The sequence below is a fragment of the Faecalibacter bovis genome (genome assembly GCF_017948305.1).
GTDB lineage: Bacteria > Bacteroidota > Bacteroidia > Flavobacteriales > Weeksellaceae > Empedobacter > Empedobacter bovis.
On sequence record NZ_CP072842.1, the window covers coordinates 2,764,541 to 2,789,959 of the forward strand.

Here is a 25,419-nt window from a genome sequence, read left to right on the forward strand (position 1 = left end):
TAAATTTTCCATTTACTGTCTTATTAGAACGTAAATGCATTATGCTATTTGAATTTTTTCATCTAGCTAATATTCTCATTTATACAATTTTACGATGTTAAATAAAATCATTGATTTTTCAATCAAGAATAAATTCATCGTAGGTTTATTTACGCTTGCTTTGTTAATTTTTGGGATTTTCGAAGCGACTAAATTACCTATGGATGCACAACCTGATATTACCTCAAATCAGGTTCAAATTATTACAGTTGCTCCTTCTTTTGGAGCAGAAGATATCGAACGTTTGGTTACATTTCCTATCGAACAAGCCAATTCGAACATTGCTGGAATTTCAGAAATTCGTAGTTTTTCACGTTTCGGTTTATCTTTAGTTACCATAGTTTTCGATGACGATACGGATGTTTTTTGGGCACGACAGCAAGTAAGCGAACGGTTAGCTCAAGTTAAAAGCGAAATTCCAGAAGGAATTGGCGAACCACAAATGGGACCGATTTCAACAGGTTTGGGAGAAATTTATCAATATGTAGTTCGTCCCGCTGATGGATATGAAGATCAATACGACGAAACCGAATTACGCACCATTCAAGATTGGATCGTTCGTCGTCAATTATTAGGTGTTCCTGGAGTTGCTGATGTCAGTAGTTTTGGTGGAAAATTAAAACAATTCGAAATCGGAATTAATCCACAACAATTACAAGCGTTTAACTTAACTATTAATGATGTTTTCGAAGCGTTAAGCGCGAATAATCAAAATACAGGTGGAGCTTATATCGAAAAAGGTCCAACTTCATTATTTATTCGTTCCGAAGGATTAATTGGTTCTATCAAGGATATTGAAAATATTGTCGTTAAACAATCAGGAAGTGGAACACCAATCTTAATGCGTGATGTAGCCGAAGTTAAAACAGGTTTCGCAACACGATATGGTGCAATGACGTATAACGATAAAGGAGAAGTTTCTGGTGCAATCGTAATGATGCTAAAAGGTGCAAATGCGCAAGAAGTTGTTAAGAATGTACAGAAGAGAATCGAAGAAATTAAGAAAACTTTACCCGAAGGAATTGTCATAGAACCTTTTTTAGACCGTAAAAAAATGGTAGATAATACCATTTCAACAGTTCAAACCAACTTATTAGAAGGTGCATTAATTGTAGTTTTCATCTTAGTAATTTTCTTAGGAAATGCAAGAGCTGGAATTATAGTAGCCACTGTTATTCCGCTTTCATTACTATTTGCCATCATCATGATGAACTTGTTTGGAGTTGGAGGAAATTTGATGAGTATGGGTGCTTTAGACTTTGGATTAATTGTAGATGGTGCAGTAATTATTGTTGAAGCTGTTATGCATCAACTCGCTCATAGTAAAAAGTTTGGATTGAAAAATAAATTATCTCAAAAAGAGATGGATCAAACGGTTGGAGAATCCGCTAAGAAAATGGTGAATTCTGCTGTTTTTGGCCAGATTATTATCTTAATTGTTTATTTACCAATATTTAGTTTACAAGGTATCGAAGGAAAAATGTTCAAACCAATGGCGCAAACCGTTGCTTTTGCATTAGTTGGTGCATTTATTTTATCCTTGACTTATGTACCGATGATGTCGAGTATTTTATTAAGCCGTAAAAAGAAAGAAAAACCAAATCTTTCAGATCGCGTAATGGCAAAAATTGAGGTATTTCATCAAAAATATTTAATCAAAGCTTTAAAAATAAGAACGATTATTTTAACTATTGTTATTTCCTTATTTGCTGTTGCTGTCTTTGTTATGTCACGTTTAGGTGGAGAATTTATTCCAGCTTTAGAGGAAGGAGATTTTGCCGTTGAAGCACGTATTTTACCAGGAAGTAATATTTCTACAACCATTGAATATACAACGAAAGCAGCCAAAATACTGAAAGAACGTTTCCCTGAAGTTGAAATGGTGGTAACAAAAATTGGTAGTGGTGAAATTCCGACCGAGCCAATGCCAATGGATGCTGGAGACATGATAATCGTTCTGAAACCAAAAAAAGAATGGACTTCTGCAACAACTTTCCCTGAATTATCGGAAAAAATGCAAAAAGAATTGGAAGAAATTCCTGGTTTATCAGTGAGTTTCCAATTCCCAGTTCAAATGCGTTTTAATGAGTTAATGACAGGTGCAAAACAAGATGTGGTAATTAAAATTTTCGGAGAAGATTTAGATAAATTAGTCGAAAATGCGCAAAAAATTGGTAAAATCATCAATTCGGTTGAAGGAACAGATAATTTATACATCGAACCTGTAAATGGGATTCCGCAAGTTGTTATCGAATTTAATCGTGCGCTAATTGCTCAATATGGATTGTCTATCGGAGAAGCTAATCGAATCGTGAATATGGCTTTTGCTGGTCAATCAACTGGTCAAGTTTTCGAAGGAGAAAAACGTTTTGATTTAGTGGTTCGATTAGCACAAGATAAACGAGCAAATATCGAAGACATTCGAAACTTATTAATTCCTATGCCATCTGGAACACAAATTCCTTTGAGTCAATTAGCGAAAGTAGATTATAAAAATACGCCGAATCAAATTCAGCGCGAAGATGCGAAACGTCGAATCGTGATTGGATTTAATGTAAAAGGTCGAGATATTGAAAGCGTAGTAAAAGAAGTACAACAAAAAGTAGATGCAAAAGTTAAATTACCAACTGGTTATTACACAACCTACGGCGGTGCATTCGAAAACTTAAATCAAGCGAAAGCTCGTTTAGGAATCGCGGTTCCAGTAGCTTTAGTTTTAATTTTCGTTTTATTATACTTTGCTTTCAAATCCATCAAAGAAAGTTTATTAATCTATACGGCTATTCCATTATCGTCAATTGGTGGAGTTTTATTTTTAGCTGCGCGTGATATGCCTTTTAGTATCAGTGCGGGTGTTGGATTTATCGCTCTTTTTGGAATTGCGGTTTTAAACGGAATCGTTTTAATTTCTGAATACAATCGTTTACGAGATCACGGAATCAAAAATACAACTCGAATCGTTGTCATGGGTACAAGAACTCGTTTACGTCCTGTTTTAATGACTGCTGCAGTTGCCTCGTTAGGTTTCTTACCTATGGCGATAAGTAATGGTTCTGGAGCCGAAGTTCAACGTCCATTAGCAACAGTTGTAATTGGTGGTTTATTAGGAGCCACATTTTTAACCTTATTTGTCTTACCAATCTTATATGTCATGTTCGAACATATTCAATTTAAAAAGAAACGTAGAAACAAAAAAGCGATTTCTACAGCTCTAATAATTGCTTTTGCATTTTTAGGAACTACTGCTCACGCACAAGAAAGAATGTCTTTTGAAGAAGTTGTGAAATTAGCGGAAGTGAATAATTTAGAAGTTAAACAAGCGGAATTAAATTCATTGTATCACGAAAAAAATGTCTTTGCGAATCGTTCGTTAGATCCGTTAGATATTTCTGCTGAATTTGGTCAAGTGAATTCGAATCAATTTGATAATAAAATTACAGTTGCTCAAAATTTTCAATTTCCTGTGGTTTTTAAACGTCAGAAAGCATTAAATGAACAAATGATTAATGTTTCAAAAACGAATGAAAAATTAACGAAAATTGAAGTTAAACAACGTTTGGCGAATGTGTATGTGTTGATGCAGAATTATGAATCTCAACGTGAATTATTGAAAGAAAACGAATCAATTTATCAGCAATTTTTAGATAAAGCAAATTTACGTTTAAAGAAAGGAGAATCGAACCGAAGTGAAGTTTCGACTGCTATTATTCAATTAAAATCGATTCAAAATCAAATTAAATTAATTGATGTGGAATTAGAAAATTCATCTCGTAAAATTCAATATTTAGCGAATACGACTTCTAAAATTTATCCAATTCAATCGGATATTAATTGGTATGATATGAACTTGAATACTATTTCAACTCATCATCCTATTCTAAAATTAGCAGAAGAAACGATTCAAACTTCAACATTAGAAACTGAAGTTGAAAAATCGAAGAAAATTCCAACTTTTTCAGTTGGATATTCCAACCAAAGCTTCTCAGATTTAGATCAAAATCGTTACAATTCTTTCCAAATTGGAGTAGGATTACCAATTTTTAATCGTGGGATTAATTCATCCATCGAAGCGTCAAAAATTAAAGTGAATATCGCGAAACAAAATTATTCGTTACAACAAGCAAAAATGCAACAAGATTTAGATGTGGTAAGAAATCAAATCAATGCGTATGATGAAATTGTTTCTGATTTTGAACAAACGCAAATTCCAGCATCGCATGATTTACAGAAAACTATTAATCATCAATTATTAGAAGGAGAAATTAACTTTTTGGATTGGGTAATTTTGAATAATCAAATCATCGATGTGAAAACAAAATTTTTAGAAGCCAAAAACTTACGTGATCAGGCAAATGCCGCAATGACTTATTTTACTGCACAATAATGAAAAAACATATCGTAATACTTTGTTCATCAATTGCTTTGATGAGCTGTAATAAAGAAGAAAAAAATAAGGTAGAAATCGAACAAGCTGCAACAGAAACTTCGATTTTAAAATTAACGGATGCGCAATTAAAGAATTTTCTAATTGATACAGCATCCTTACAAAATCAGAATTTACCGACGACAATCCGTTTAAATGCGAAGACAGAAGTTACACCGCAATACACAGTTTCAATTACCAATCCATTCGGAGGATATGTGAAAAGAATTGCGTTGATTCCTGGAAATTATGTGCAAAAAGGACAAGTGGTTGTAGTTTTAGAAGATCCGCAATATATCCAAATGCAAGAGGATTATTTAACGACAAAAGCGTTGTTAGAGCAAGCTAGTGCAGATTATACACGCCAAAAAGATTTGAATGCAGAAAAAGCTGCAAGTGATAAAATGATGCAACAAGCAAAAGCGACGCAACAAACTTTGTTAGTTAAAAAACGTGCGTTAGAAGAGAAATTAAAATTAATGAACATCAATCCTTCATCTGTTTCATTGTCAAGTATTCGTAGAACAATAAACGTATATGCGCCAATTAGTGGAATGGTAAGCGAGGTATTTGCTAATTCGGGTCAATATGTTTCTCCAGCCGATGCAATGCTGGAAATCATTAATCCAAATACCTCTTTATTAAACGTAAAAGTTTTTGAGAAAGATTTAGTCAGCGTACAAATTGGTCAATATTTAAAAGCTTATACGAATGCCAATCCAGAGCAACAATTAACGGCTCAAATTTCATCGATTTCAAATCAAGTGAATGAAGATGGAACTGTAGATGTATTTGCGCGTATTACGAATCCAAATGGAATCCAATTAACTGCGAATATGTATTTTAATGTTGAATTAGAAATAACTTCTTTAAAGGCAAATGTTTTACCAGAAGATGCGGTTGTACATTACGAAGGTAAAGATTTCGTTTTTGAACGTCAGAATAAAAATCAATTCAAATTAATTCCAGTTACAATTGGTACGTCTGCAAATAAAATGATTGAGATTAAATCACCAGCTAATTCAGGCAAAGTTTATATTACAAAAGGTGCTTACAACCTTATAACAGCGATGAAAAATAGCAGTGCGGAAGAAGAATAATTTCTATATAATTTTAAAGAGACATAAATAAAATAGCCCGCTTTCAGCGGGCTATTTTTATATTAATCTATAGTTTTGGTTTCTTCAACATCAAAGCCCCAATCAATTCCTTTCATTGTTGCAGGAACACCTGTTGTCATCCATTTTGGAGCAGGAGCGCCTTTTAAATAATGATCAAAAAATTGTTGTTGACGTTTTTGAATATCATTACGATTTGCACGATTCATCAAATTATGTTCATCATTATTATAATTTAATAACCAAGCAGGTTTACCTAAACGACGTAAAGACATAAACATTTCAATTCCTTGGTACCAAGGCACAGCACCATCATTATCATTATGCATGATTGCAACTGGCGTATTTACATTTGGTGTGAAAAATAAAGGAGAATTTTCGATGTATAAATCTTTTGCTTCCCATAAATTCTTACCAATTCTACTTTGCGTACGCTCGTACTGGAACTGACGCGACATTCCTGTTTGCCAACGAATACCACCATAAGCAGAAGTCATATTCCAAACCGGTGCCCCAGCCCAAGCTGCTGCATACATATTAGTGCGCGTAATTAAATGTGCTACTTGATAACCACCCCAACTTTGACCTTGAATACCGATTTTATCTCCAGCAACCCATTTATTTTTCTTTAAAGCTTCAACTCCCGAATTAATATAATCTTCGGCTGATTTACCTGGATAACCATCTTCGTAAGAAATATCTGGCGTAAATACTAAATATCCGTTACTTACAAAGTATGAATGATTTAAACGAGAACGTGTTGGTGCAGGTTCTTGGTAACGATTTAATCCGTCAGAAACTTTTTCGTAGAAATAAACAATCATTGGATATTTTTTATTCTCATCAAAGTTTTCAGGTTTATATAAAACTCCTGTCGCCTTTTTCCCAGAATATGTTTTCCATTCTACCAATTCAGATGTTTCCCAAATATAATCTGCTTGTTGTGGATTGATGTCTGTAATTTTCGTTTCGTTGATGAAATCTTTTGAAACATAAACATCAGCAGGATCTTTAACCGTTTCTTTCGAATAAATAAAAACATCAGCATCTTTGGCTTTTTTCATATTCTGAGCCGCATACATATTTGACATTTTTACTAATTCAGGATTTTTAGCTTTTTCGATGTTTCCTTTAAAAACTCCTGAAGCTTTTGTTTTGTTATTAAAAGCTGTTAAATAAACATCTTGCTTACGATCTAACGTTTTAATATCTTCATTCAATTTTTTAATATCAAATGTAATATCATTCTTACGACCATATCCATTAGTTATATTTCTTGGTTTCTTTTTGCCAGTTAAATCAAATTCCCAAATATCATAACGATCTTTAATTAAAACTGTTTCATCGTTATTTGTAAAATATACAATACCGTATTCTCTCGCTTCCGTTGGCATATCATTTTCCTCATCTTTAAAAGAAACTTTTAACTTTTGATTTAAAACTTCTGTTTCCTTTGTAATTGGATTATATGAATACCATAAATGATTTTCTCTGTTGTAATACACAATATATTTCCCTGAAGGTGAAGCTGATAAACGACCAACTAAACCATTAACAATTGGCATACGATGACCCGTATTTACATCTACAATATAATAATCTTTACGTCCAGAAGCATCCCATTGCGATGAAACTCGATAGTGATTATCTGATGATCCAATTGCGAAATTTGCATTACCCTTAGCTACCAATTCTACTTGGTTCATTGATGCATCTGCTAACTGAACCATCTTTGTAGGATTTGTAGTATCTAATGATACCAAATACGAACGTTTTTTCTCACGATCAAGATTCTTTAACTGCATTGGTTGGATGTGATCTTCATTCCAGTGCCAAATGTCTACTTTAGCATGATCTTCTGCAATTAAAGTTGTATCCTTTTCAATTGGTTTTGGAGCAATTCCTAAAAATAATTTTTTACCATCTTTACTAAAATTAGGTTTTCTGTGTTCAGAAAGCACCCAATTAGTTGGCATATTATCAATTTTAACAGAATCAATTTTTCCTGTTAATGGCAATTTAGCAAAGTAATGTTGATATGTTTTAGTCTTAACTTTTTCATCTTCTTTTGATCCAAAAAACGAAACTTGAGTCGCATTTTCATCAAAAGAAAATTGTTTATATTCGCCAATTCCCTCAACTAATAATTGTTTAGCAAAATTTGCTGTATTTACAAGGTAAACTCCGTGTTGTGTTTTATCTGTAGAATCTTTCTTTTCTGGTTTAGTCGAAAAAATTAATTGTTTTCCGTTTTCACTAAAATCATAATCTACAACGTTTTTAAAAGTTTCCTTTTTTCCAGTCGCTAAATTTCTAAGAATCAAATCTAATGGTTGATCTTTTTTTGCATCCTTTTTAGGTGCTGGTTTTTTATCTTTTCCTTTTGTTGTATCCTTTTTAGCCTCTTCTTTATGCGTTAAATATGCAACAAATGAACCTCCTTTTTCAGGAACTTTAAATGATTTTAGGTTCGGTAATTTTTCAACCTTTTGAGTAGATAAATTGATGATTCCGATCGAATCTTTTGCTATTTCATGTTCTTTCTTCTTTTTGATTCGAACTTCTTTCAAATCTTTATAAAAAGGCTTTATATTAAAAATGGCAAAATTAGAATCAGAAGTAAATTTTACTTGATCCCCGCGGTGAAATTCAAAGTTTTTTTGAGTTGGAATTCCAAAAATTCCTAATGTATTATCACTTTCTTGTGTCTTCACTTGGTAAGCAACCCAATTTCCGTTATTTGATAAAATCGAATATCCAATTGATTGCCATTCATCATAAACTGTGTGATCTAAAGGTTTTTTCTGTGCATCAACTTGTGTGGATAATAAAGTTATGGCTGCTAAAGCAATCGCTTTTCTGCGAATAATTTCTTGAGAATAAGAAATTACTGTACTTTTTTTTGCAAGTAGATTTTGTATCATGTGTTGTTTTATTTCAGTATTAGACCAAAATAATCAATAAAAGTTTAATAACACCTATTAAATTGTACAGTTATCCTTAATTAGTAAGTATTTTTGATGAAAATATAGATTATGAAAAAGTATTTGATTGGTGCTTTATTTTTTGGACACATTATCGGATATGGACAATCATTAGAAATTGTTCCACTTGGAGTTTATGGCGGATCAGATGAAAGCAACCTTTCGTCATATTTAGTTGCTGAAACCAAGACAAACCAATACATTTCGATGGATGGTGGAACTATTTATTCTGGAATTAAAAAAGCAATTGAAAAAGAAACGTTTACAACAGATATTTCAACCGTTTTAAAAGAATACATCAAAGGATATTTTATTTCGCATGGACATTTGGATCATTTAGGTGGAATGATTATTAATTCGCCAGAAGACAGTAAAAAACCAATTTATGGAACAGCTGAAATGATTGATGTTTTAAAGCAAAATTACTTTACAAATGCTGCTTGGGCTAATTTTGGTAGTGAAGGTGAAGCTCCTATCATTAATAAATATCACTATCAAAAATATAAGCATCTAGATACATTTTCAGTTGAAGGAACTAATTTGAAAGCTAAAATTTACGAGCTAAGTCATGTTAATCCTTGGAAAAGTGCTGCTATAAAAGTTGCAACTAAAACACAATCATTAATCTATTTTGGCGATACCGGAGCGGATAGAATCGAACAAACGAATCATCTTGAAGAGGTTTGGAAAGATATCGCACCAGAGATTAAATCTGGAAAATTAAAAACGATCATGTTAGAAGTTTCTTTTCCGAGCACACAACCCGATCATTTATTATTTGGTCATTTAACCCCAAAATTATTTATGGAAGAAATGCATAAATTGGCCATTTATGTTGGGAAGAAACAAATGAAAGGTTTAAATATAATTGTGACGCATATAAAACCTAAAGGCGATAACGAAAAAATCATCAAAAAAGAATTGAATGAATTGAATGATTTAGGTCTAAATTTTATCTATCCACAACAAGGAGAACGAATCATTATAAAATAATATAATTATTATTTTATTAAATTAAGTCATAATAATTTAATAAGATTTTATTATAAGCAGTCAATTTTTAAATATTCATCAAAAAAGTAGTTTTTAAATTTCAATAATAGGTAGTTGCTTTTATATATTTGGGTTAAACCACAAGATAAATGACGCCACAAATTGGAGAAGTCTTCCTGATGGAAGGTGAACAACATTTTATAGATGAGCAACCTTTACACCAATATTTTATCACATTTAATAACCCACCCTATTTTACACCTCCGTCGCCAACGTGTTGGAGAGGCTACTACGGAAAGTGGGAATTAAGAGATAACGAATTATATCTAATTAATTTTAGAGGTTATTTGGAAGGATTTGATGAAGTTGATATGAATTATTTGTTTCCTTTACAAGATGAAGTTTTTGCTAATTGGTATTCTGGTACAATAAGAGTTCCACAAGGTAAAATCTTAAAATGGAATGAAACATTGAATGGGTCTTTATATGAAGAGTATTTGCACTTAATATTCAAAAATGGTGTGCTAACCCATTACGAATACGAAGACACAGAAGATAATTTAAAATCGAAAGAAGAAATTTCCCAATAATTACACACTTTTTGGCGATATATTAATAAATCATGAAGATTCTAATACAAACGATTTATGAAAGTATCGCCAATATTTTAAAAAATAAAACCCCTCAAGATTTTATTCTTAAGGGGTTTTTTATTTTAGAATTATTGATTTAAAAAAGGATAATCAGTATAACCTTTTGGTCCTGGCGTATAGAAAGTTGAAGAAACTGCTTCATTTAATTCAGCGTTTTGTTTGAAACGTTCAACTAAATCAGGATTCGCAATAAACGGAACTCCGAAAGATACTAAATCTGCATCACCATCTTCTAGTACTTTAATGGCTTTTTCTTTATCAAATGATTTATTAATCATTAATGTTCCTTTGTATAATGGTCTAAAATGTTTCGCAACCTCTTTAATCGCAAATGGCAAATCGTCAATTGGTGCAAATGGTTCTGTTAGATGTAAATAAGCTAAATCATAATCGTTTAATTTATTCACAATATATTCAAATGTTGGAATTGATTCTTCATCCATCGTTGCACCTAAAACTTTATGCAAAGTCGGGTTAAGACGAACTCCTACTTTATTATAAGAAATTACTTCTTTTAAAGCATCTAAAGTTTCAAATAAAAATCGTGCTCTATTTTCTATTGATCCACCGTATTCGTCTGTACGTAAATTGGTAGTTTTACTAAAAAATTGGTGGAATAAATAACCATTCGCTGCATGTAATTCAACTCCGTCAAAACCAGCTTCTAAAGCATTTTCAGCAGCTTTTTTGAAATCTTGAATGGTTTGCTGAATGTCTTCTTTAGTCATCGCTTTTGGCGTCACAGTATCTTCAAAACCATTACCTGTAAACGCTTGTGTATTAGGATTTACAGCTGATGGTGCCATTGGCAATTTACCATTTAATAAATTAGGATGAGAAATTGCACCAACGTGCCAAATTTGAGCAAAGATTTTACCACCTTTTTCGTGAACAGCATTTGTAACAATTTTCCAAGCTTCCACTTGTTGTGGAGTATAAATTGAAGGAACATTAATATATCCTATTCCTTGTGGACTAACGAATGTACCTTCAGAAATAATAAGACCAGCAGTTGCTCTTTGAGCGTAGTATTCCGCAGTTAATTCAGTTGCAACCTTCTCATCGTTATCCGAACGAGATCTTGTCATAGGTGCCATTACTATTCGGTTTGCTAATGTTATATCTTTTAAATTGTATTGACTAAATAATATTTGATCTTCCATCATTTTATTCAAATTTTAAAACAAATATATAATGTAGTACAGATCGAAATCTTGATTTAGATCAATAAATAAATCATTATTTTAAAAATATTTTCTGACAAATATCTTTTCTATAAATGAATAGTTCTTCTAAGTTTTTTAGAACAAGAGATTCATGAAATAAATTACCAATAACCCCGAAAGGTAACTCATATTCAATTTCATCCACCATTAAAACTCCATCACCTTGACGTAAAAAAGTATGTGTATGTTTCCAAGATTTAAAAGGTCCTTTGAGTTGAATATCTACAAAATGTGAATGATTAGAAACTTCAACAATTTCAGTTTCCCAAAAAACTGGTATTCCAAATAATGGAGAAACAGTATAAGCAATGCGCATACCTTCAAACAATTTTGTGTCCGGAAGATTGGTTCTAACTTTCATTTTCATATGATCTGGCGTTAAAACGGTTAAGTTTTTAGCGTCTGAGAAAAAAGCCCAAACCTCATCCATCGAAGCGTTGATATATTGTTCGTATTTTAAATGATGTTTCATAGCTTAAAAATAATCAAAAAAAAAATCGCCTTAGTAAACTAAGACGATTCTTTTAAATTATTGTTATGATTAACACGTTTCAATAACGCTTTTTACAATTTTAATCACATTTGGCATCGCAGTGTTTGCCGCGTTTAAAACTTCTTCGTGAGAAACTGGGAAAGCAATTTCTGGACCACCTAAATCTGTAATAACAGAAACACAGAAAACACGCATGCTCATGTGTTTAGCAACGATTACTTCTGGTACAGTTGACATTCCGACAGCATCACCACCAATGTAACGAACTAATCCATACTCTGAAGGTGTTTCGAAAGTTGGTCCTTGTAAACCTACATAAACACCTGTATGAACTAATATATCGTTTTGAGCAGCGAATTCTACCGCAGCATTTAACATTTCTTTGTCATAAGCTTGTGACATATCTACGAAACGAGGTCCTAATTCGTCCATATTTTTACCACGTAATGGGTGTTCTGGCATCATGTTAATGTGATCTTTTAAAATCATCACATCACCTACTTTGAAACTTGGATTAACACCTCCCGAAGCATTTGATAAAATTACTTTATCGATTCCTAACCCTTTGAAAACTCGCATTGGGAAAGTAACTTCCTGCATCGAGTATCCTTCGTAGTAATGAAAACGACCAGCCATCATTAATACATTTTTACCTAAAATTTTTCCAAATACTAAGTGACCTTTGTGTCCTTCTACAGTAACTTGTGGAAATCCAGGAATATCTTGGTAATTGATTACAATCGGATCTTCTACCTCATCTTCTAATTTACCTAATCCAGAACCTAAAACAATTACGAATTCTGGTGTTGTAGGAATAATATTGTTGATGTATTTTACAGCTTCATTAATGCGTTCTAACATACTCTAAAATAGTTTGATTAAATTTCTCTTTATCGTTTAATTCGATCCGAATTGGCAAATAGAAAAGATTATTTTTTAACGAACCTTCTTCCAGCAACCTCATATAATCTTTCTCGGTTGTTAAAATTATTTTCTCTCCTTCTGTTTCATCAAATCGTTTGCGAATATAGTCAATTTCTACATCTTTAAAATTATGATGGTCTGGATACTTTAAATGCAATACATCTTTAAAGTTTGATTCTGCAAAATTTACTAAACTTGTTGGATTCGCTATTCCTGTTACTAAAATAACGTTCTTTTTAAACCACTCAGTTTGTTCCAAATTATGTGTAGCCCCAATCAATTGGTTATCATAAATAATACGAGAAAAAAACAATTGTTGATTACCTCTTAATTTAATTTTTTCTTGAAAAACTTTGAAACGTTCGTTCGGAATTGAATCTGGACATTTTGTAACAATAATTATATCAGCACGTTTTGCTCCGGCCCCACTCTCTCTTAAATCACCACCAGGCAATAAAAAATCTTCAAAATAGGGTTGATTGTAATCTGTTAAAAGTATATTGAATCCAGCTTTTATTTGTCTGTGCTGAAAAGCATCATCCAAAATAATAATTTCTGGATAATAATGTTTCATTAAATTCTGTACGCCCAAAACTCTACTTTCACAAACTGAGATTAAAATTTTGTTTTTGAATCTTCTAAAAAATTGCATTGGTTCATCCCCAATATCAAAAACTTTAGAATCGTAATTCGCAATACGAAAACCTGAAGTTTTGCGACCGTAACCTCTACTCAACGTACAAGTCATTTTTTCATCTTTTAAAAGATCAATCAGATACATTACGTGAGGAGATTTTCCTGTACCACCAACTGATAAATTTCCTACATTAATAATAGGTAAATCAAAAGTGGTTGTACGCATCAAACCTAAGTTATAAAAGACATTTCTGATAGAAGTTATTCCCCAGTAAATTCCAGAAAAAGGTAGTAAAAGTCTACGCCAATTCATAATATTTTTAATATTAAGCGAAAATAAAACTTTAATAATTGATTAGAAAAAAGATTCTATTAAATTTTTAAAAATAAAAAATCCACCCCGCAGGATGGATTAAATTTTAATAGAATAACTGTTTTAATTCTGTGGCATAAATTGTATTATCTTCAATTTCCCAACCATAAATTTTAGCTATTTGATATATATCTGTTAAATTCTGAATTAATTGTTGATGAGCTTCAGATTTTAATTTATTTCGATCAATTTTTTCTTCCATTTTTGCAATTCCACGTTTTTTAATTTCGTTTAATTCATTCTTTTCAAACTTATTAAAAACACTTTGGTCCATGTCATAAAAATCAACATCTGGATAAACTTTAAGATCAACCGGCGGAATAGATTTAATTACTATTTTCTTGTTTATAGAATCTAATTCTACTTCCATTTTAGATAAATCATAACTTGCTTGCACCTTTCCATTGACGAGCATTGTAACTTTTTTATCAGCAGAATAAAGACTTTCTAATCCTGGTAACGATTTCTTCGAAGTATGGGTATAAATTTCTGACAACGATTGTTCTGCAACAACCATTTTATTCATCTTATTGATTTGATATGCAATGACTCTTGAATCTTCTGTATAAGATTTTTTTTCACAGGATTTGATTCCAAAAAACGTGATTATAATTCCAAGTACAAAAGCTATAATCGAAAATAATCCTACTTTTTTCACTCTTCAGCGTAATTAGGTGTTAAAGGTGTTCCGTTAACAATTTTTTCAAAATCTTCTTCTAAATAACCCGAAACTGGACCTTCTACAATACGACCAATTTCTTTTCCATTTTTATAGACGATAATTGTAGGAACATGCGTAATATCTTTCCCAATTTCCTCGCCGTAAAAACTTTTCTTTTTATGATCAACACCATAAACTTTTAATCGACTTTCGATAGGGAATTTTACACTTTCTAAAATTTTATAAAAACGAGGTAATTCTCGTTGAGAATCACTACACCAAGTTCCTACAAAAACTTCTATTCGTAAAAATTTAACATCTAATTTTTTAATATTTTTTAACTTAGATTCCTCAACTTCGTAAGTATTATATTCTTCATTAAACCAAGATGCGTAATGCTTTTGATTTAGTGCTTCTCTATCAAATTCACCAGTTAAAAATCGTTCACCAGATTCTGTTTTAATCTGTCTATTTAATACTTTTTGTTGTTGACATGCTGTAAGCGTAAAAACAAAAATGGTGACAAAAGCGAGTTGAAATATTTTTTTCATTATGTAATTTCTTGTCCTAAATATACTGTTTTTATTGAAGAATTCGACCGTTAACTAATTTATATTCTCCAACCTGAAATGTTGCTTTTTGATTAAGTTGCGGAAATTGATTTGTTTCGCTAACAAATTCAGCTTCTTTTGCATCAATATCGATGTGACCAAAGAATTTTCTTAAATCTCCCAATTCGATAATCGATCCTACTTCTACAACATCATTTAAAATTGGATCATAAACATCTTCGTAATAAATTCCAAGATCTAAAATTGAAACTTTATCGCCGTTGGTAACCTTGACGTTACGTAATACAATATCTAAAAATTTTTGACCATTTTGCGGAATAAATTCGTATTGATCAAAATCAAATTCAGTTTGATTAGCAATCGCATGTAAACCAGCTAAAATAGCTAACGCATTATATTTTCGTGCTTCATTTCTTTGATAATCATTTGGATAATGACCAGCCTCGAAAAGAACACATGGATAACCCATTTTAGTGAAATTATCGCCCGTAGACATCGGATAGAACTCGGATGTATATCGCCCAACTTTTCCTGGAATTACTTTTTGCAACTCAGTGTTCATCGCTTGAATTATACCCATTGTTTTTTGTCGAACCTCGTTTACATCTTCTTCAAGATTGTATGATGGCGCTAAAAAGGACAAAGTTGCCGGCTCTTTGGTAGCACCAACATTAAAAATTGTACGTTGATCGTGTAAATTGAACAATATATCGTAATTACCAATTTCAATCTGATTCAACAAAACATGAATTTCAGTAGATTGTTGAGCTAAAAAATCACGATTTATATCTATTCCAACAGCGTTGCGACGAATATTTATATTTGCACCATCTGGATTTAACATCGGGATAAAATCAAAAGAAACATTATCCAAAATGTTGTTCGCTAAGGAATGATTGGTTTGTAAAAAATTTAAAACATCAAACATCGCTCGCGTTCCAGAAGATTCATTTCCGTGCATTTGAGACCAAATCAAAATACGCTTTGAACCTCGACCAAATGATAATTTATAAATTGAATTTCCTAAAAAAGATTTCCCAATTTCTAGTTTTTCATAATTTACTTTATCAAAATATTGATTTAGAGCTTCGTAATTAAGCCATTTTCTATCAAAACCTTCTTGTCTAAAAGAAGGGTATAATTTTTCAAGTTGATTAATATCAAACATAGTTATAGTGCTTTTTTAAATGTTTTACGTCTTTTATGATTTACTGGATCATAGGCTTTCCAAAGCACTTGGATATTTTCATTTTCAACTAATTCAGGATTAGTTTCTAAATATTTAATATTGTTTCGTTTAAATGTTTCATACATTGCTTTAAAAATCAATGCTGTAACACCTTTACCTTGATATTTTGGATCGATACCAATTAAATAAAACGCGGCAGAATCATTTTTTCTGTTAGCCTGTAATAAATGCCACCAACCAAATGGAAATAATTTCCCGTTCGCTTTCTGCAATGCTTTAGAATAAGAAGGCATCGTAATTGCAAAAGCGACCATTTTATCGTCTTCGTCAACGATAATATTTACGTAATCTGGGTTAATAAACGGAATATATTTTTCCTTATAATGTTTAATTTGATAATCGGCAATCGGAACGTAAGTATCTAAAGAAGAATATGTTTTATCTAACAAATCAAACATTTCATCAACATACTGTAAAAGTTCTTTCGTCTTTTTAAATTTAAGCTCTTTTAATTTGTAACGCTCTTGAATAATTTTATTAAACTTCACCACTTTTTCAGGTAAAATTTGAGGAGCTGGTAAAGCAAACTCGATCCATTCATTCGCAGTTTCAAAATTTAATTGCTTAAAATGTTCTGCATAATATGCTTCATTGTATAAACCAACCATTGTAGCTAATTTATCAAATCCCATCGTCAATAAACCGGCTTTATCTAAATTAGAAAATCCAACAGGACCTTCCACATATTCTAGCTTATTTTCACGACCAATTTTCTCAACTTCAACTAATAATGCTTTTGTCACTTCAATATCATCAATAGTATCAAACCAACCAAAACGCATCTTATTTTTCCCTTGCTCCTTTACTTCCTTCCTATTTATAATTGCTGCAATTCTACCTACAATTTGATCTTCTTTATAAGCAAGAAAAAATTTAGCTTCAGCCTCTTTAAACACAGGATTATGCTCTTTACTCATCGATTTTTTCTCATCGCTGATGATTGGAGGAACATAATATGGATTATTTTTATATAGTTGCATTGGAAACTTCACAAAAGCATCCAAATCTTTTTTATTTTGAATTTCTTTAACCTGAATTTTCATAGTTGACAAATGTACGGAAATCAGTTTTTTTTATTCTAAACGGAATTCACAAATAATTGTCAAAATTATAGTATTGAAAAAACCAGATTCATTTCCAAGGTATAAAAATAATATCAATTAAATTTAAGTGATAATTTTAATCAAAAGTCCTAAAATTAACCATCTGAAAACTAAATTATATTGAAAAATTTGATGTAAATTTTCAATATAATTATAATTTAGGTTATGCTAAACAAAACGGATTTCTATATTTTTGTATAGCTATTCCAGTTGGAATAATTTTTGATTAAGTATTATTACAAATTAATTATATATTATAAAATGGGTGGATATTACATTCTAATCGGATTGTTCATGCTTATCAGCATGGGTGTATCTTCACAATTAAAAAGAAAATTCGCAAAATACTCTAAAACGTTTTTAGCAAACGGAATGAGTGGACGAGAAATCGCCGAAAAAATGCTTGCAGATAATGGAATTACTGACGTACAAGTAATTTCGACTCCAGGTCAGTTAACAGACCATTATAATCCAGCAAATAAAACTGTAAATTTATCAGAAGTTGTTTACCACGAACGTAACGCTGCCGCTGCTGCAGTTGCTGCACACGAGGTAGGACATGCTGTACAACATGCTGTTGGATATAATATGTTACAATTTCGTTCGAAAATGGTTCCTATGGTAAACATTGCTTCGAATTTAAATCAATGGATTTTAATGTTAGGAATCGCTGTAATGGCTGGTTCTGGTAATGCTACTTTATTATGGATTGGTATTGCTTTATTTGCAGTTACTACAGTTTTCGCGTTAGTTACTTTACCTGTTGAATACGACGCTTCGAACCGTGCATTGGCTTGGTTCCAAAAACATAATATGTTATTACCAAACGAATATGATGGAGCAAAAGACTCGTTAAAATGGGCTGCTCGTACGTATTTAGTTGCTGCCATTAGTTCATTAACTCAATTAATTTACTTTGTCTTAATGGCAGTTGGAGGTGGAAGAAATAACGAATAATTTTTATAATTTATTCTGTAAAAAGAGTCTGATTTTTCAGACTCTTTTTTTATTTTATTTTTCCTATTTTTAGAACATGAGAAAATTAGGTTTAGGGCTGTTATTAGCTGCTGCAACAATTAATGCACAAGAAAAAGAAATTCCATCAAAGGTATTTTGGAACAACTTACAAAAACATTGTGGGAAAGCTTACGAAGGAAAATTAGCTGATTATGTAAAAAATGATGATTTTGCAGGTAAAGAATTAAAAATGCACGTGATTTCATGTAAACCAAATGAAATTAAAATTCCATTTCATGTAGGAGACGATCATTCAAGAACATGGGTTTTAACGTATGAAAATGATGTAATTAAATTGAAACACGACCACAGACATAAAGATGGTTCTGAAGATAAAGTAACACAATATGGTGGAACTAATCCAAATCCAGGATTTGAGAAATTTCAAATGTTTCCTGCTGATTTAGAAACTCATCAACGTATTCCTTATGCATCGACAAACGTTTGGTGGATTACATTAGATGAAAATAAATACACATACAATTTACAAAGAGCTGGATCTGATAACAAATTTACAGTTGAATTTGATTTAACAAAAGAAGTTGAAAAACCACAAGCACCTTGGGGTTGGACAGGAAAGTAATCTTTGTACAATAAAACAAAAAAGCCTGAAAATATTTTCAGGCTTTTTTTTATTTTTTATCATATAATCGATTGTAAACATCTTGATATTTAGCTAAAACAAATTTACGTTTTAATTTAAGTGTAGGCGTCAATAAACCTTCTTCAACAGTCCATTCATCTGGAACTAATTCAAATTTCTTAATTTGTTCCCAGTGTCCGAAACCTAAATTAAATGTGTCAATTTCTGATTGAATTTCCTTAATTAATAAAGGTTCTTTTATCAGTTCTTCATTCGAAATTGAGACGTTAATTCCTTTAGAAGATAAAAAATCTTTCGCAATTACAAAGTTTGGTTTAATAATCGCACATGGCATTTTTTCTCCATCACCAACCACCATTACCTGCTCTATAAAACGAGATTCTTTAAATTTATTTTCAATCACCTGAGGCGCAATATATTTTCCTCCAGAAGTCTTGAAAATTTCTTTCTTTCTATCCGTAATTTTTAAAAGTCCATTTTCAAAAACCCCAATATCTCCAGTTTTAAAATATCCATCTTCGGTAAAAGCTTCTTTTGTTTTTTCTTCGTCTTTATAATAACCTGAAAAAATTGAAGGACCTTTGACCATAATTTCACCATCTTCTGCAATTTTCACTTCAACATTTGGTAAAGGTTTTCCTACGGTTCCAATTCCAAACATTCCTTTTTCATTTTTATTTACAGAAACAACTGGCGAAGTTTCAGTTAAACCATAACCTTCTAAAATTGGAATACCAGCTCCCCAGAATAAATGATTTAATCTTGGAGCTAATGGCGCAGAACCAGATACCATACAAACCAATTCACCTCCTACTCCTTCTCTCCATTTAGAGAAAACAATTTTAGATGCTATCGAATGTTTTATATTAAAAAATACATCATGATTTGCAAAAGGATCATAATTTTCAACAAGACTTAAAGCCCACATAAAGATCTTAGTTTTTAATCCTCCTGCAGTAGAACCAGTCGTATAAATTTTATCGAAAACTTTTTCAACCAAACGAGGCACAACTGTCATTACATGTGGTTTTACCTCTTTCATATTTTCACCTAATTTTTCAATACTTTCAGCGTAATAAATTCCGTTTCCAATGTATTGATACAAATAAATAACCATGCGTTCGAAAACGTGATTAATTGGTAAAAAAGATAGGGATCTCGCTAAATTTGGGAAAACTGGAACTCGTTCAGAACTACGTTTTGTATTCTCTACGATATTTTCGTGCGTTAAAATAACACCCTTTGGACGTCCTGTTGTTCCTGAAGTATAAATTAACGTAACGACATCAGAAGGTTTGATTAAATTTTTAACACTATCAACTTCATGCTGTGTTGAATCATCTTGTCCTAAATCCAAAATTTCTTTCCAATTTGCAGCTCCTTCTACTTGATCAAATGTATAAATAGCGACCAAAGATTGAACTTTATCTTTTACTGATGACAAGCGATTGAAAAGATCTTGATCAGAAACGATACAAAACTTTGATTCAGAATTATTTAAAATATATTCAAAATCTTCAGGCGAAAGTGTGGGATACATAGGAACTGATATTGCTCCTACTTGTTGTACACCTATATCAACAATGTTCCATTCTGTGCGATTATTAGAAGTTACAATCGCAATTTTATCTTGAGGTTTGATTCCTAGTTTAAATAACCCTCGACTGAATGCATTAGCTTGTGCAATGTACGATGCCGTAGATGTTTTAACCCACTCACCGTTCACTTTTGTAACTAATGCATCCTCTCGAGGTGCCTTCTCTAGCTGATAATAAGGGAAGTCGAAAAGTCTTTTAATTTCCATTGGTATTTTCTCGTTTTTTTGTTAATGCCAAAATAAAACATTTTTTAAAAAAAACAATACTTCGTACTAATAAATAACGTATTTAATACACCAATAGCAAATCCTAAGATTATTTTAAGAAGATTTTATTCATCTCCTTCTAATTCAGCCATTTCTTTATCATAAAAATCTAAAGCCAACTCTATTAAATTAGCTACTTCTGTATCAAAGCCTTCTCCTTCTTCTTCCTCTGATAAATCTTCAAACCATTCTACTTCGTCTGTCTCAACGTCTAATAAAAAACGAGGATACTCTGTATGTAAAATAAAGATTTTATCTGGAAAATCTGAATTGTCTGCGATTAAAAACTGTGGTAATTCCATTGTATATAATTTTATGAATTTTCTAATATTAATTTTTTTGTTTGTTGATGAAAACGATAAACCAACATAATTGCTGATGCAGTAAGTCCTAATCCTAAACCAATCCACATTCCAAAAGCACGCATCTCGAATACTATTGCTAAAATTGTACCTATTGGAATTGCAATTAACCAATACGCTACAAAGGTTAAAATTGAAGGAATTCGTACATCTGTCATTCCTCTTAATGCTCCTAAAACTACTAATTGTAATCCATCTGATAATTGGAACAAAGAGGCTATTATTAATAATTGTGCCGCTAAGTTGATTACTTCAGTATTTTCAACATATATTGTAGGTAATTGATAACGTAACAAAATAAACGCGATACCGCAAACGAACATAAATCCAAGCACCAAAATAATACAAGACCAGCCGGCTTCTCGCAATGTTTTATAGTCTTTTAAACCTAATTGATTTCCGATACGAACGGTCGCAGCAACACCCAAACCTGTACACATCATAAAAGTTGTTGATGCTAAATTAATTGCAATTTGATGCGCAGCTAAATTAACTTTTGCTAACTCTTGATCCGCAATAGAATCTGTAAATGTATATCCACAAATAAAAGCAGCTAACGAAAAAGCACTCATTTCAAAAAATGAGGTTAATGCGGTTGGTATTCCAATATTGGATATTTTTCTGAAATATTTCTTTTGAATATTCTTAAAAGAAACCAATTTTAAGACTTCTCTAGTTTTTTTGAAATTAAATAATACAACCAGTAAGAAAATCATCATTACAACACGTGCAACAAATGTTCCCCACGCTGCACCTTCAACTTCTAAACGAGGGAACCCCAAATTACCATAAATCCAACCATAATTTAAAAGTATGTTAACTACATTTCCTAAAATAGTAGCGATTGTAACTGGAATTGTGAGAGATAAACCTTCTGATAATTGTCTAAATGATTGAAAAATCATCAATGGAATCATTGAGAAAGTCATAATATTTAGATAAGGAATACAGGCCTCAATTACATCAGTTGGTTGTTTCATAAAGTGTAAAAGTGGCTGAGCAAATGTTATTAATAGGAATAACAAAAATGCAAGAGTCACATTCATAATCAAACTATGAGTAAAATAATTTGCTGCATTTTTTTTGTCACCTTTCGAATCTTCAGCAGCAATCAAAGGAGAAAGTGCAAAACTAAATCCGAAAGCAAATACTAAAACAGCAAAAAATAATGAATTTCCTAAAGACGTAGCCGCTAAAGCAACTTTACTAATACTCTCATCCTTAACATTATCAAATTTACCACCCAATCCTCCGACCATAATAGTATCGATAATATTAACCGAAATCTGCCCTGCCTGCGTTATCATCACAGGAAAAGCTAATTTTATATTGCGTTGTAAATGTTCTTTAAGAGTCACGTATTAAATTTATACAAAGATAATTTAAGGGATTATACTTTTCTGAATAAATTAATTATTCATGCATAATATTCCTAGTTTTTTTTAAATTGCAAGTCAAATAACCACAAAAAACATTTCATTATGACTATTAATGAGTTTAAACAAAGTCTAGAAATTCCAGTAATTTCTTCTCCTATGTTTTTAGTTTCTAGAACAGAACTTGTAATCGAAGCTTGTAAAAATGGAATCTGCGGAACTTTTCCATCGTTAAACGGAAGAACATCCGAGGATTTTGAAAACATGTTGATAGAGATTACTACAGAATTGAATAAATTCGAAGTAGAAACTGGTAAAAAAGCCGCTCCTTTTGGAGTTAATATAATTGTAAATCACACGAATCCTCGTATTCAACCTGATTTAGAATTATGTGCAAAATATAAAGTGCCTTTAATTATTACATCATTAGGTGCTGTTAAAGACATTGTAAATGCGGTGCACGCTTATGGAGGATTAGTTTTTCATGATGTGATTAAAAAACGACATGCTGAAAAAGCAGCTGAAGCAGGTGTTGATGGTATTATTGCAGTTGCAGCCGGCGCAGGTGGACATGCAGGTACATCTAATCCTTTTGCATTAATAGCCGATATAAAATCTGTATATAATGGACCTATTATTTTAGCAGGTTGTTTAAACACTGGGAATGATGTTGCTGCGGCTTTAGCAATGGGAGCTGAATTTGCTTACATGGGAACTCGTTTTATAGCCACAAAAGAAGGAAATGCAGATGATGCTTATAAAAAAATGATTGTTGATTCTACGTTAGAAGATATTATCTATACACCGCATGTTTCTGGTGTTAATGCAAATTTTTTAACGAAAAGTTTAGTATTAGCCGGTGTGGATATGACGGAAGTTAAAGAAGAAGATTTTTCTAAATTAAATGATAATGGACAAAAAGCATGGAAGAATATTTGGTCAGCAGGACACGGTGTTTCTGGAATCCATGATATTCCTACTACGAAAGAATTAATAGGTCAAATTAAAGCTGAATACAAAGCAGTTCTTCTAAAAAATAAAGAAGAATTAGATAAATTGAAATATTAATAAATGAATACAACTACTGAACTAATCAACTTAATAACACTTAAAAAAATTAGTGAAAATGTATTTGAAGGAAGAAGTGCATACATGGGTAGCCCAAATGTATTTGGTGGACAAGTTGTAAGCCAAGCTTTGTACGCTGCTTACCAAACTGTTCCTGATGATCGTTTTTGTCACTCATTACATTCTTACTTTATATTACCTGGAGATTTGGATACTCCGATTGAGTATGAAGTGACGATTCTACGTGATGGTGGAAGTTTCACAACACGTTCAGTAACCGCAAGACAAGAAGGCGAAGCAATTTTTATGATGGCATGTTCTTTCCAAACTGAGCAAGAAGGATACGAGCATCAAATAGAAATGCCTGTAGTTAAAACTCCTGAAGAATTAGTTAGTTGGACTGATATTCTGAATCAATTTGGAACTCTTTTACCCAAAGCAATTCATAATTTTATTGCAGCTGAACGACCTTTAGAATTTAAACCTACTGTGATTCAAAATCCTTTTGAAAAAATTGATTATGAACCTGTAAGTAATACGTGGATCAAATTCAACGATGCTGATATGGATTTATCCATTCCGACAATTCATGTTTTATTAGCTTATTGTTCAGATTACAATGTTTTATCAACTTCTTTATTACCACATGCATCAAAAGCACATTTAGGTAATACACAAATTGCAAGTTTAGACCATTCTATTTGGTTCCATAGAAATACCGACTTAAAAGATTGGATTCTTATAAATGTAGAATCCCCAAGCGCATCTAACACAAGAGGATTCAATAAAGGTTCTATTTTTAATCGTTCTGGTGAACTGATTTGTAGTATTACGCAAGAAGGATTAATGCGTCCAAAACAAGCTTAAGCATTTTGATTTTCTAATAACACTTCAGATCGTTTTTTAATACGTTTCCAAACTCTGATAACAGTTATAACTAGTATTATAGCGATGATAAATGCCAAAGGTGCAATTACAATCGCTATAATACTTAAAAATAACGATCCAATTGTTTCACCAGTATTTACCAAGAAATTACCTATACCTCCAGTTGTTGTTGTACTAATTGCTCTGGCAGTTGCCGTAGTTGTACTAATTGCTGCAGCAGTTCCTCCACCAGCTATTATAGCTAATGCCCAAGTTGCAACTTCATTCATATCAGCTAATGTTGCGCCAACTGCAAAAGTTCCGGCAACAGCAGCTAAGGGCACCGAAATTGTATCTAACATATTATCAATTAACGGAAGGTAATAAGCACCAATTTCTATCACCATTGCTACACCTAAAGTAATTAAAGCTGGCCAGCTACCAACCCATTGTAAATCTTGATCAATTTCAATATGATTCCCCAATAACTTCGTCGCAAGGCTTAAAATAAATAAAGGTAGAAAAACTCTAAAGCCCGAGGCGGCTGCCAATCCTACTCCCAAAAAAAGGGATAATAAAGTACTTCCTGAAAAGAAATCCATAGTAATTTTATTTTGTGTGGTTTTATAATATAAATATATGATAAAATTCTATTTTTTATCCGTTAAATTTTCTTTTCCTTTGCAGACGGTTTGATTTTAAAATCGAATATTTAAAATTCAGTCGTAAAAACCTATACCTAACGATTCTATATTTAGATTTACAAACACGCTGTAAAATCTTTCAAAACTCTGAATTTTAAATTGTCAAAATT

General features: G+C 31.8%; 21 protein-coding genes. 8 read left to right on the plus strand and 13 right to left on the minus strand.

Going from position 1 to position 25,419, the window contains the following annotated elements:
• The first annotated feature begins 94 nt into the window (after positions 1-94).
• On the plus strand, positions 95-4,423 hold the full coding sequence (locus J9309_RS13315; protein ID WP_230476372.1) for a CusA/CzcA family heavy metal efflux RND transporter: 4,329 nt from the start codon (positions 95-97) through the stop codon (positions 4,421-4,423).
• The gene (locus tag J9309_RS13320) at positions 4,423-5,562 is read left to right on the plus strand and encodes an efflux RND transporter periplasmic adaptor subunit (protein WP_230476373.1); all 1,140 of its coding nucleotides are present in this window, start codon (positions 4,423-4,425) and stop codon (positions 5,560-5,562) included. The genes J9309_RS13315 and J9309_RS13320 overlap by 1 nt, the downstream gene beginning before the upstream one ends.
• 62 nt (positions 5,563-5,624) lie before the next feature.
• On the opposite strand, the gene J9309_RS13325 is transcribed toward J9309_RS13320, so the two are convergent.
• Positions 5,625-8,504 (minus strand): S9 family peptidase, encoded by a 2,880-nt coding sequence (locus tag J9309_RS13325; RefSeq protein ID WP_230476374.1) that lies wholly within the window; start codon positions 8,502-8,504, stop codon positions 5,625-5,627.
• Between the two features lie 111 nt (positions 8,505-8,615).
• Between J9309_RS13325 and J9309_RS13330 the strand changes: the two genes are divergently transcribed.
• Entirely contained in the window at positions 8,616-9,557 is a 942-nt protein-coding gene (locus J9309_RS13330; RefSeq protein ID WP_230476375.1) for an MBL fold metallo-hydrolase, read from the plus strand.
• 149 nt (positions 9,558-9,706) lie between these two features.
• Complete coding sequence (locus tag J9309_RS13335; RefSeq protein WP_230476376.1) at positions 9,707-10,147, plus strand: hypothetical protein; 441 nt, start codon at positions 9,707-9,709, stop codon at positions 10,145-10,147.
• A 131-nt stretch (positions 10,148-10,278) separates the two neighbouring features.
• On the opposite strand, the gene J9309_RS13340 is transcribed toward J9309_RS13335, so the two are convergent.
• From J9309_RS13340 to J9309_RS13375, 8 genes are all read right to left on the minus strand, one after another.
• Positions 10,279-11,373 carry an alkene reductase gene (locus tag J9309_RS13340; protein ID WP_230477879.1) on the minus strand — a complete coding sequence of 365 codons (1,095 nt, stop codon included), beginning with the start codon at positions 11,371-11,373 and terminating at the stop codon, positions 10,279-10,281.
• A 76-nt stretch (positions 11,374-11,449) separates the two neighbouring features.
• A complete protein-coding gene (locus J9309_RS13345; protein ID WP_230476377.1) occupies positions 11,450-11,908 on the minus strand; it encodes an SRPBCC family protein in 459 nt (152 codons plus the stop codon).
• A 69-nt stretch (positions 11,909-11,977) separates the two neighbouring features.
• Positions 11,978-12,790 (minus strand): purine-nucleoside phosphorylase, encoded by an 813-nt coding sequence (locus J9309_RS13350; protein ID WP_230476378.1) that lies wholly within the window; start codon positions 12,788-12,790, stop codon positions 11,978-11,980.
• Complete coding sequence (gene lpxK, locus J9309_RS13355; protein WP_230476379.1) at positions 12,774-13,802, minus strand: tetraacyldisaccharide 4'-kinase; 1,029 nt, start codon at positions 13,800-13,802, stop codon at positions 12,774-12,776. Before lpxK ends, J9309_RS13350 begins: the two co-directional genes overlap by 17 nt.
• Before the next feature lie 106 nt (positions 13,803-13,908).
• The gene (locus J9309_RS13360; protein WP_230476380.1) at positions 13,909-14,520 is read right to left on the minus strand and encodes a DUF4230 domain-containing protein; all 612 of its coding nucleotides are present in this window, start codon (positions 14,518-14,520) and stop codon (positions 13,909-13,911) included.
• Entirely contained in the window at positions 14,517-15,074 is a 558-nt protein-coding gene (locus tag J9309_RS13365) for a TlpA family protein disulfide reductase (RefSeq protein ID WP_230476381.1), read from the minus strand. The genes J9309_RS13360 and J9309_RS13365 overlap by 4 nt, the downstream gene beginning before the upstream one ends.
• A gap of 31 nt (positions 15,075-15,105) precedes the next feature.
• Complete coding sequence (locus J9309_RS13370; protein WP_230476382.1) at positions 15,106-16,263, minus strand: M14 family zinc carboxypeptidase; 1,158 nt, start codon at positions 16,261-16,263, stop codon at positions 15,106-15,108.
• Positions 16,264-16,265: 2 nt separating this feature from the next.
• The gene (locus J9309_RS13375; RefSeq protein ID WP_230476383.1) at positions 16,266-17,387 is read right to left on the minus strand and encodes a GNAT family N-acetyltransferase; all 1,122 of its coding nucleotides are present in this window, start codon (positions 17,385-17,387) and stop codon (positions 16,266-16,268) included.
• Between the two features lie 321 nt (positions 17,388-17,708).
• On the opposite strand from J9309_RS13375, the gene J9309_RS13380 reads away from it, so the two are divergent.
• Both J9309_RS13380 and J9309_RS13385 read left to right on the plus strand, forming a co-directional pair.
• Complete coding sequence (locus J9309_RS13380) at positions 17,709-18,404, plus strand: zinc metallopeptidase (protein ID WP_230476384.1); 696 nt, start codon at positions 17,709-17,711, stop codon at positions 18,402-18,404.
• A 76-nt stretch (positions 18,405-18,480) separates the two neighbouring features.
• Positions 18,481-19,047, plus strand: a complete 567-nt coding sequence (locus J9309_RS13385) for a hypothetical protein (protein ID WP_230476385.1) — start codon at positions 18,481-18,483, stop codon at positions 19,045-19,047.
• Between the two features lie 49 nt (positions 19,048-19,096).
• On the opposite strand, the gene J9309_RS13390 is transcribed toward J9309_RS13385, so the two are convergent.
• The 3 genes from J9309_RS13390 to J9309_RS13400 form a co-directional block, all read right to left on the minus strand.
• A complete protein-coding gene (locus J9309_RS13390; protein WP_230476386.1) occupies positions 19,097-20,872 on the minus strand; it encodes an AMP-dependent synthetase/ligase in 1,776 nt (591 codons plus the stop codon).
• 125 nt (positions 20,873-20,997) lie between these two features.
• The gene (locus J9309_RS13395; RefSeq protein ID WP_230476387.1) at positions 20,998-21,234 is read right to left on the minus strand and encodes a hypothetical protein; all 237 of its coding nucleotides are present in this window, start codon (positions 21,232-21,234) and stop codon (positions 20,998-21,000) included.
• Between the two features lie 11 nt (positions 21,235-21,245).
• Positions 21,246-22,652, minus strand: a complete 1,407-nt coding sequence (locus tag J9309_RS13400) for an MATE family efflux transporter (protein WP_230476388.1) — start codon at positions 22,650-22,652, stop codon at positions 21,246-21,248.
• Between the two features lie 123 nt (positions 22,653-22,775).
• Here J9309_RS13400 and J9309_RS13405 point away from each other — a divergent pair, with 123 nt between their 5' ends.
• Both J9309_RS13405 and J9309_RS13410 read left to right on the plus strand, forming a co-directional pair.
• Positions 22,776-23,738 carry an NAD(P)H-dependent flavin oxidoreductase gene (locus J9309_RS13405; protein ID WP_230476389.1) on the plus strand — a complete coding sequence of 321 codons (963 nt, stop codon included), beginning with the start codon at positions 22,776-22,778 and terminating at the stop codon, positions 23,736-23,738.
• A gap of 3 nt (positions 23,739-23,741) precedes the next feature.
• Positions 23,742-24,605 carry an acyl-CoA thioesterase gene (locus J9309_RS13410; RefSeq protein WP_230476390.1) on the plus strand — a complete coding sequence of 288 codons (864 nt, stop codon included), beginning with the start codon at positions 23,742-23,744 and terminating at the stop codon, positions 24,603-24,605.
• On the opposite strand, the gene J9309_RS13415 is transcribed toward J9309_RS13410, so the two are convergent.
• Positions 24,602-25,207, minus strand: a complete 606-nt coding sequence (locus J9309_RS13415; RefSeq protein WP_230476391.1) for a DUF4126 domain-containing protein — start codon at positions 25,205-25,207, stop codon at positions 24,602-24,604. The two genes, J9309_RS13410 and J9309_RS13415, sit on opposite strands and share 4 nt — an antisense overlap.
• Between the last annotated feature and the right edge of the window lie 212 nt (positions 25,208-25,419).

Bases quoted from the DNA above. Each gene is read 5' to 3' on its own strand.
- J9309_RS13315 (WP_230476372.1), top strand. From the start codon at position 95: ATGTTAAATAAAATCATTGATTTTTCAATCAAGAATAAATTCATCGTA.
- J9309_RS13320 (WP_230476373.1), top strand. From the start codon at position 4,423: ATGAAAAAACATATCGTAATACTTTGTTCATCAATTGCTTTGATGAGC.
- J9309_RS13325 (WP_230476374.1), bottom strand. From the start codon at position 8,504: ATGATACAAAATCTACTTGCAAAAAAAAGTACAGTAATTTCTTATTCT.
- J9309_RS13330 (WP_230476375.1), top strand. From the start codon at position 8,616: ATGAAAAAGTATTTGATTGGTGCTTTATTTTTTGGACACATTATCGGA.
- J9309_RS13335 (WP_230476376.1), top strand. From the start codon at position 9,707: ATGACGCCACAAATTGGAGAAGTCTTCCTGATGGAAGGTGAACAACAT.
- J9309_RS13340 (WP_230477879.1), bottom strand. From the start codon at position 11,373: ATGGAAGATCAAATATTATTTAGTCAATACAATTTAAAAGATATAACA.
- J9309_RS13345 (WP_230476377.1), bottom strand. From the start codon at position 11,908: ATGAAACATCATTTAAAATACGAACAATATATCAACGCTTCGATGGAT.
- J9309_RS13350 (WP_230476378.1), bottom strand. From the start codon at position 12,790: ATGTTAGAACGCATTAATGAAGCTGTAAAATACATCAACAATATTATT.
- lpxK (WP_230476379.1), bottom strand. From the start codon at position 13,802: ATGAATTGGCGTAGACTTTTACTACCTTTTTCTGGAATTTACTGGGGA.
- J9309_RS13365 (WP_230476381.1), bottom strand. From the start codon at position 15,074: ATGAAAAAAATATTTCAACTCGCTTTTGTCACCATTTTTGTTTTTACG.
- J9309_RS13370 (WP_230476382.1), bottom strand. From the start codon at position 16,263: ATGTTTGATATTAATCAACTTGAAAAATTATACCCTTCTTTTAGACAA.
- J9309_RS13375 (WP_230476383.1), bottom strand. From the start codon at position 17,387: ATGAAAATTCAGGTTAAAGAAATTCAAAATAAAAAAGATTTGGATGCT.
- J9309_RS13380 (WP_230476384.1), top strand. From the start codon at position 17,709: ATGGGTGGATATTACATTCTAATCGGATTGTTCATGCTTATCAGCATG.
- J9309_RS13385 (WP_230476385.1), top strand. From the start codon at position 18,481: ATGAGAAAATTAGGTTTAGGGCTGTTATTAGCTGCTGCAACAATTAAT.
- J9309_RS13390 (WP_230476386.1), bottom strand. From the start codon at position 20,872: ATGGAAATTAAAAGACTTTTCGACTTCCCTTATTATCAGCTAGAGAAG.
- J9309_RS13395 (WP_230476387.1), bottom strand. From the start codon at position 21,234: ATGGAATTACCACAGTTTTTAATCGCAGACAATTCAGATTTTCCAGAT.
- J9309_RS13405 (WP_230476389.1), top strand. From the start codon at position 22,776: ATGACTATTAATGAGTTTAAACAAAGTCTAGAAATTCCAGTAATTTCT.
- J9309_RS13410 (WP_230476390.1), top strand. From the start codon at position 23,742: ATGAATACAACTACTGAACTAATCAACTTAATAACACTTAAAAAAATT.
- J9309_RS13415 (WP_230476391.1), bottom strand. From the start codon at position 25,207: ATGGATTTCTTTTCAGGAAGTACTTTATTATCCCTTTTTTTGGGAGTA.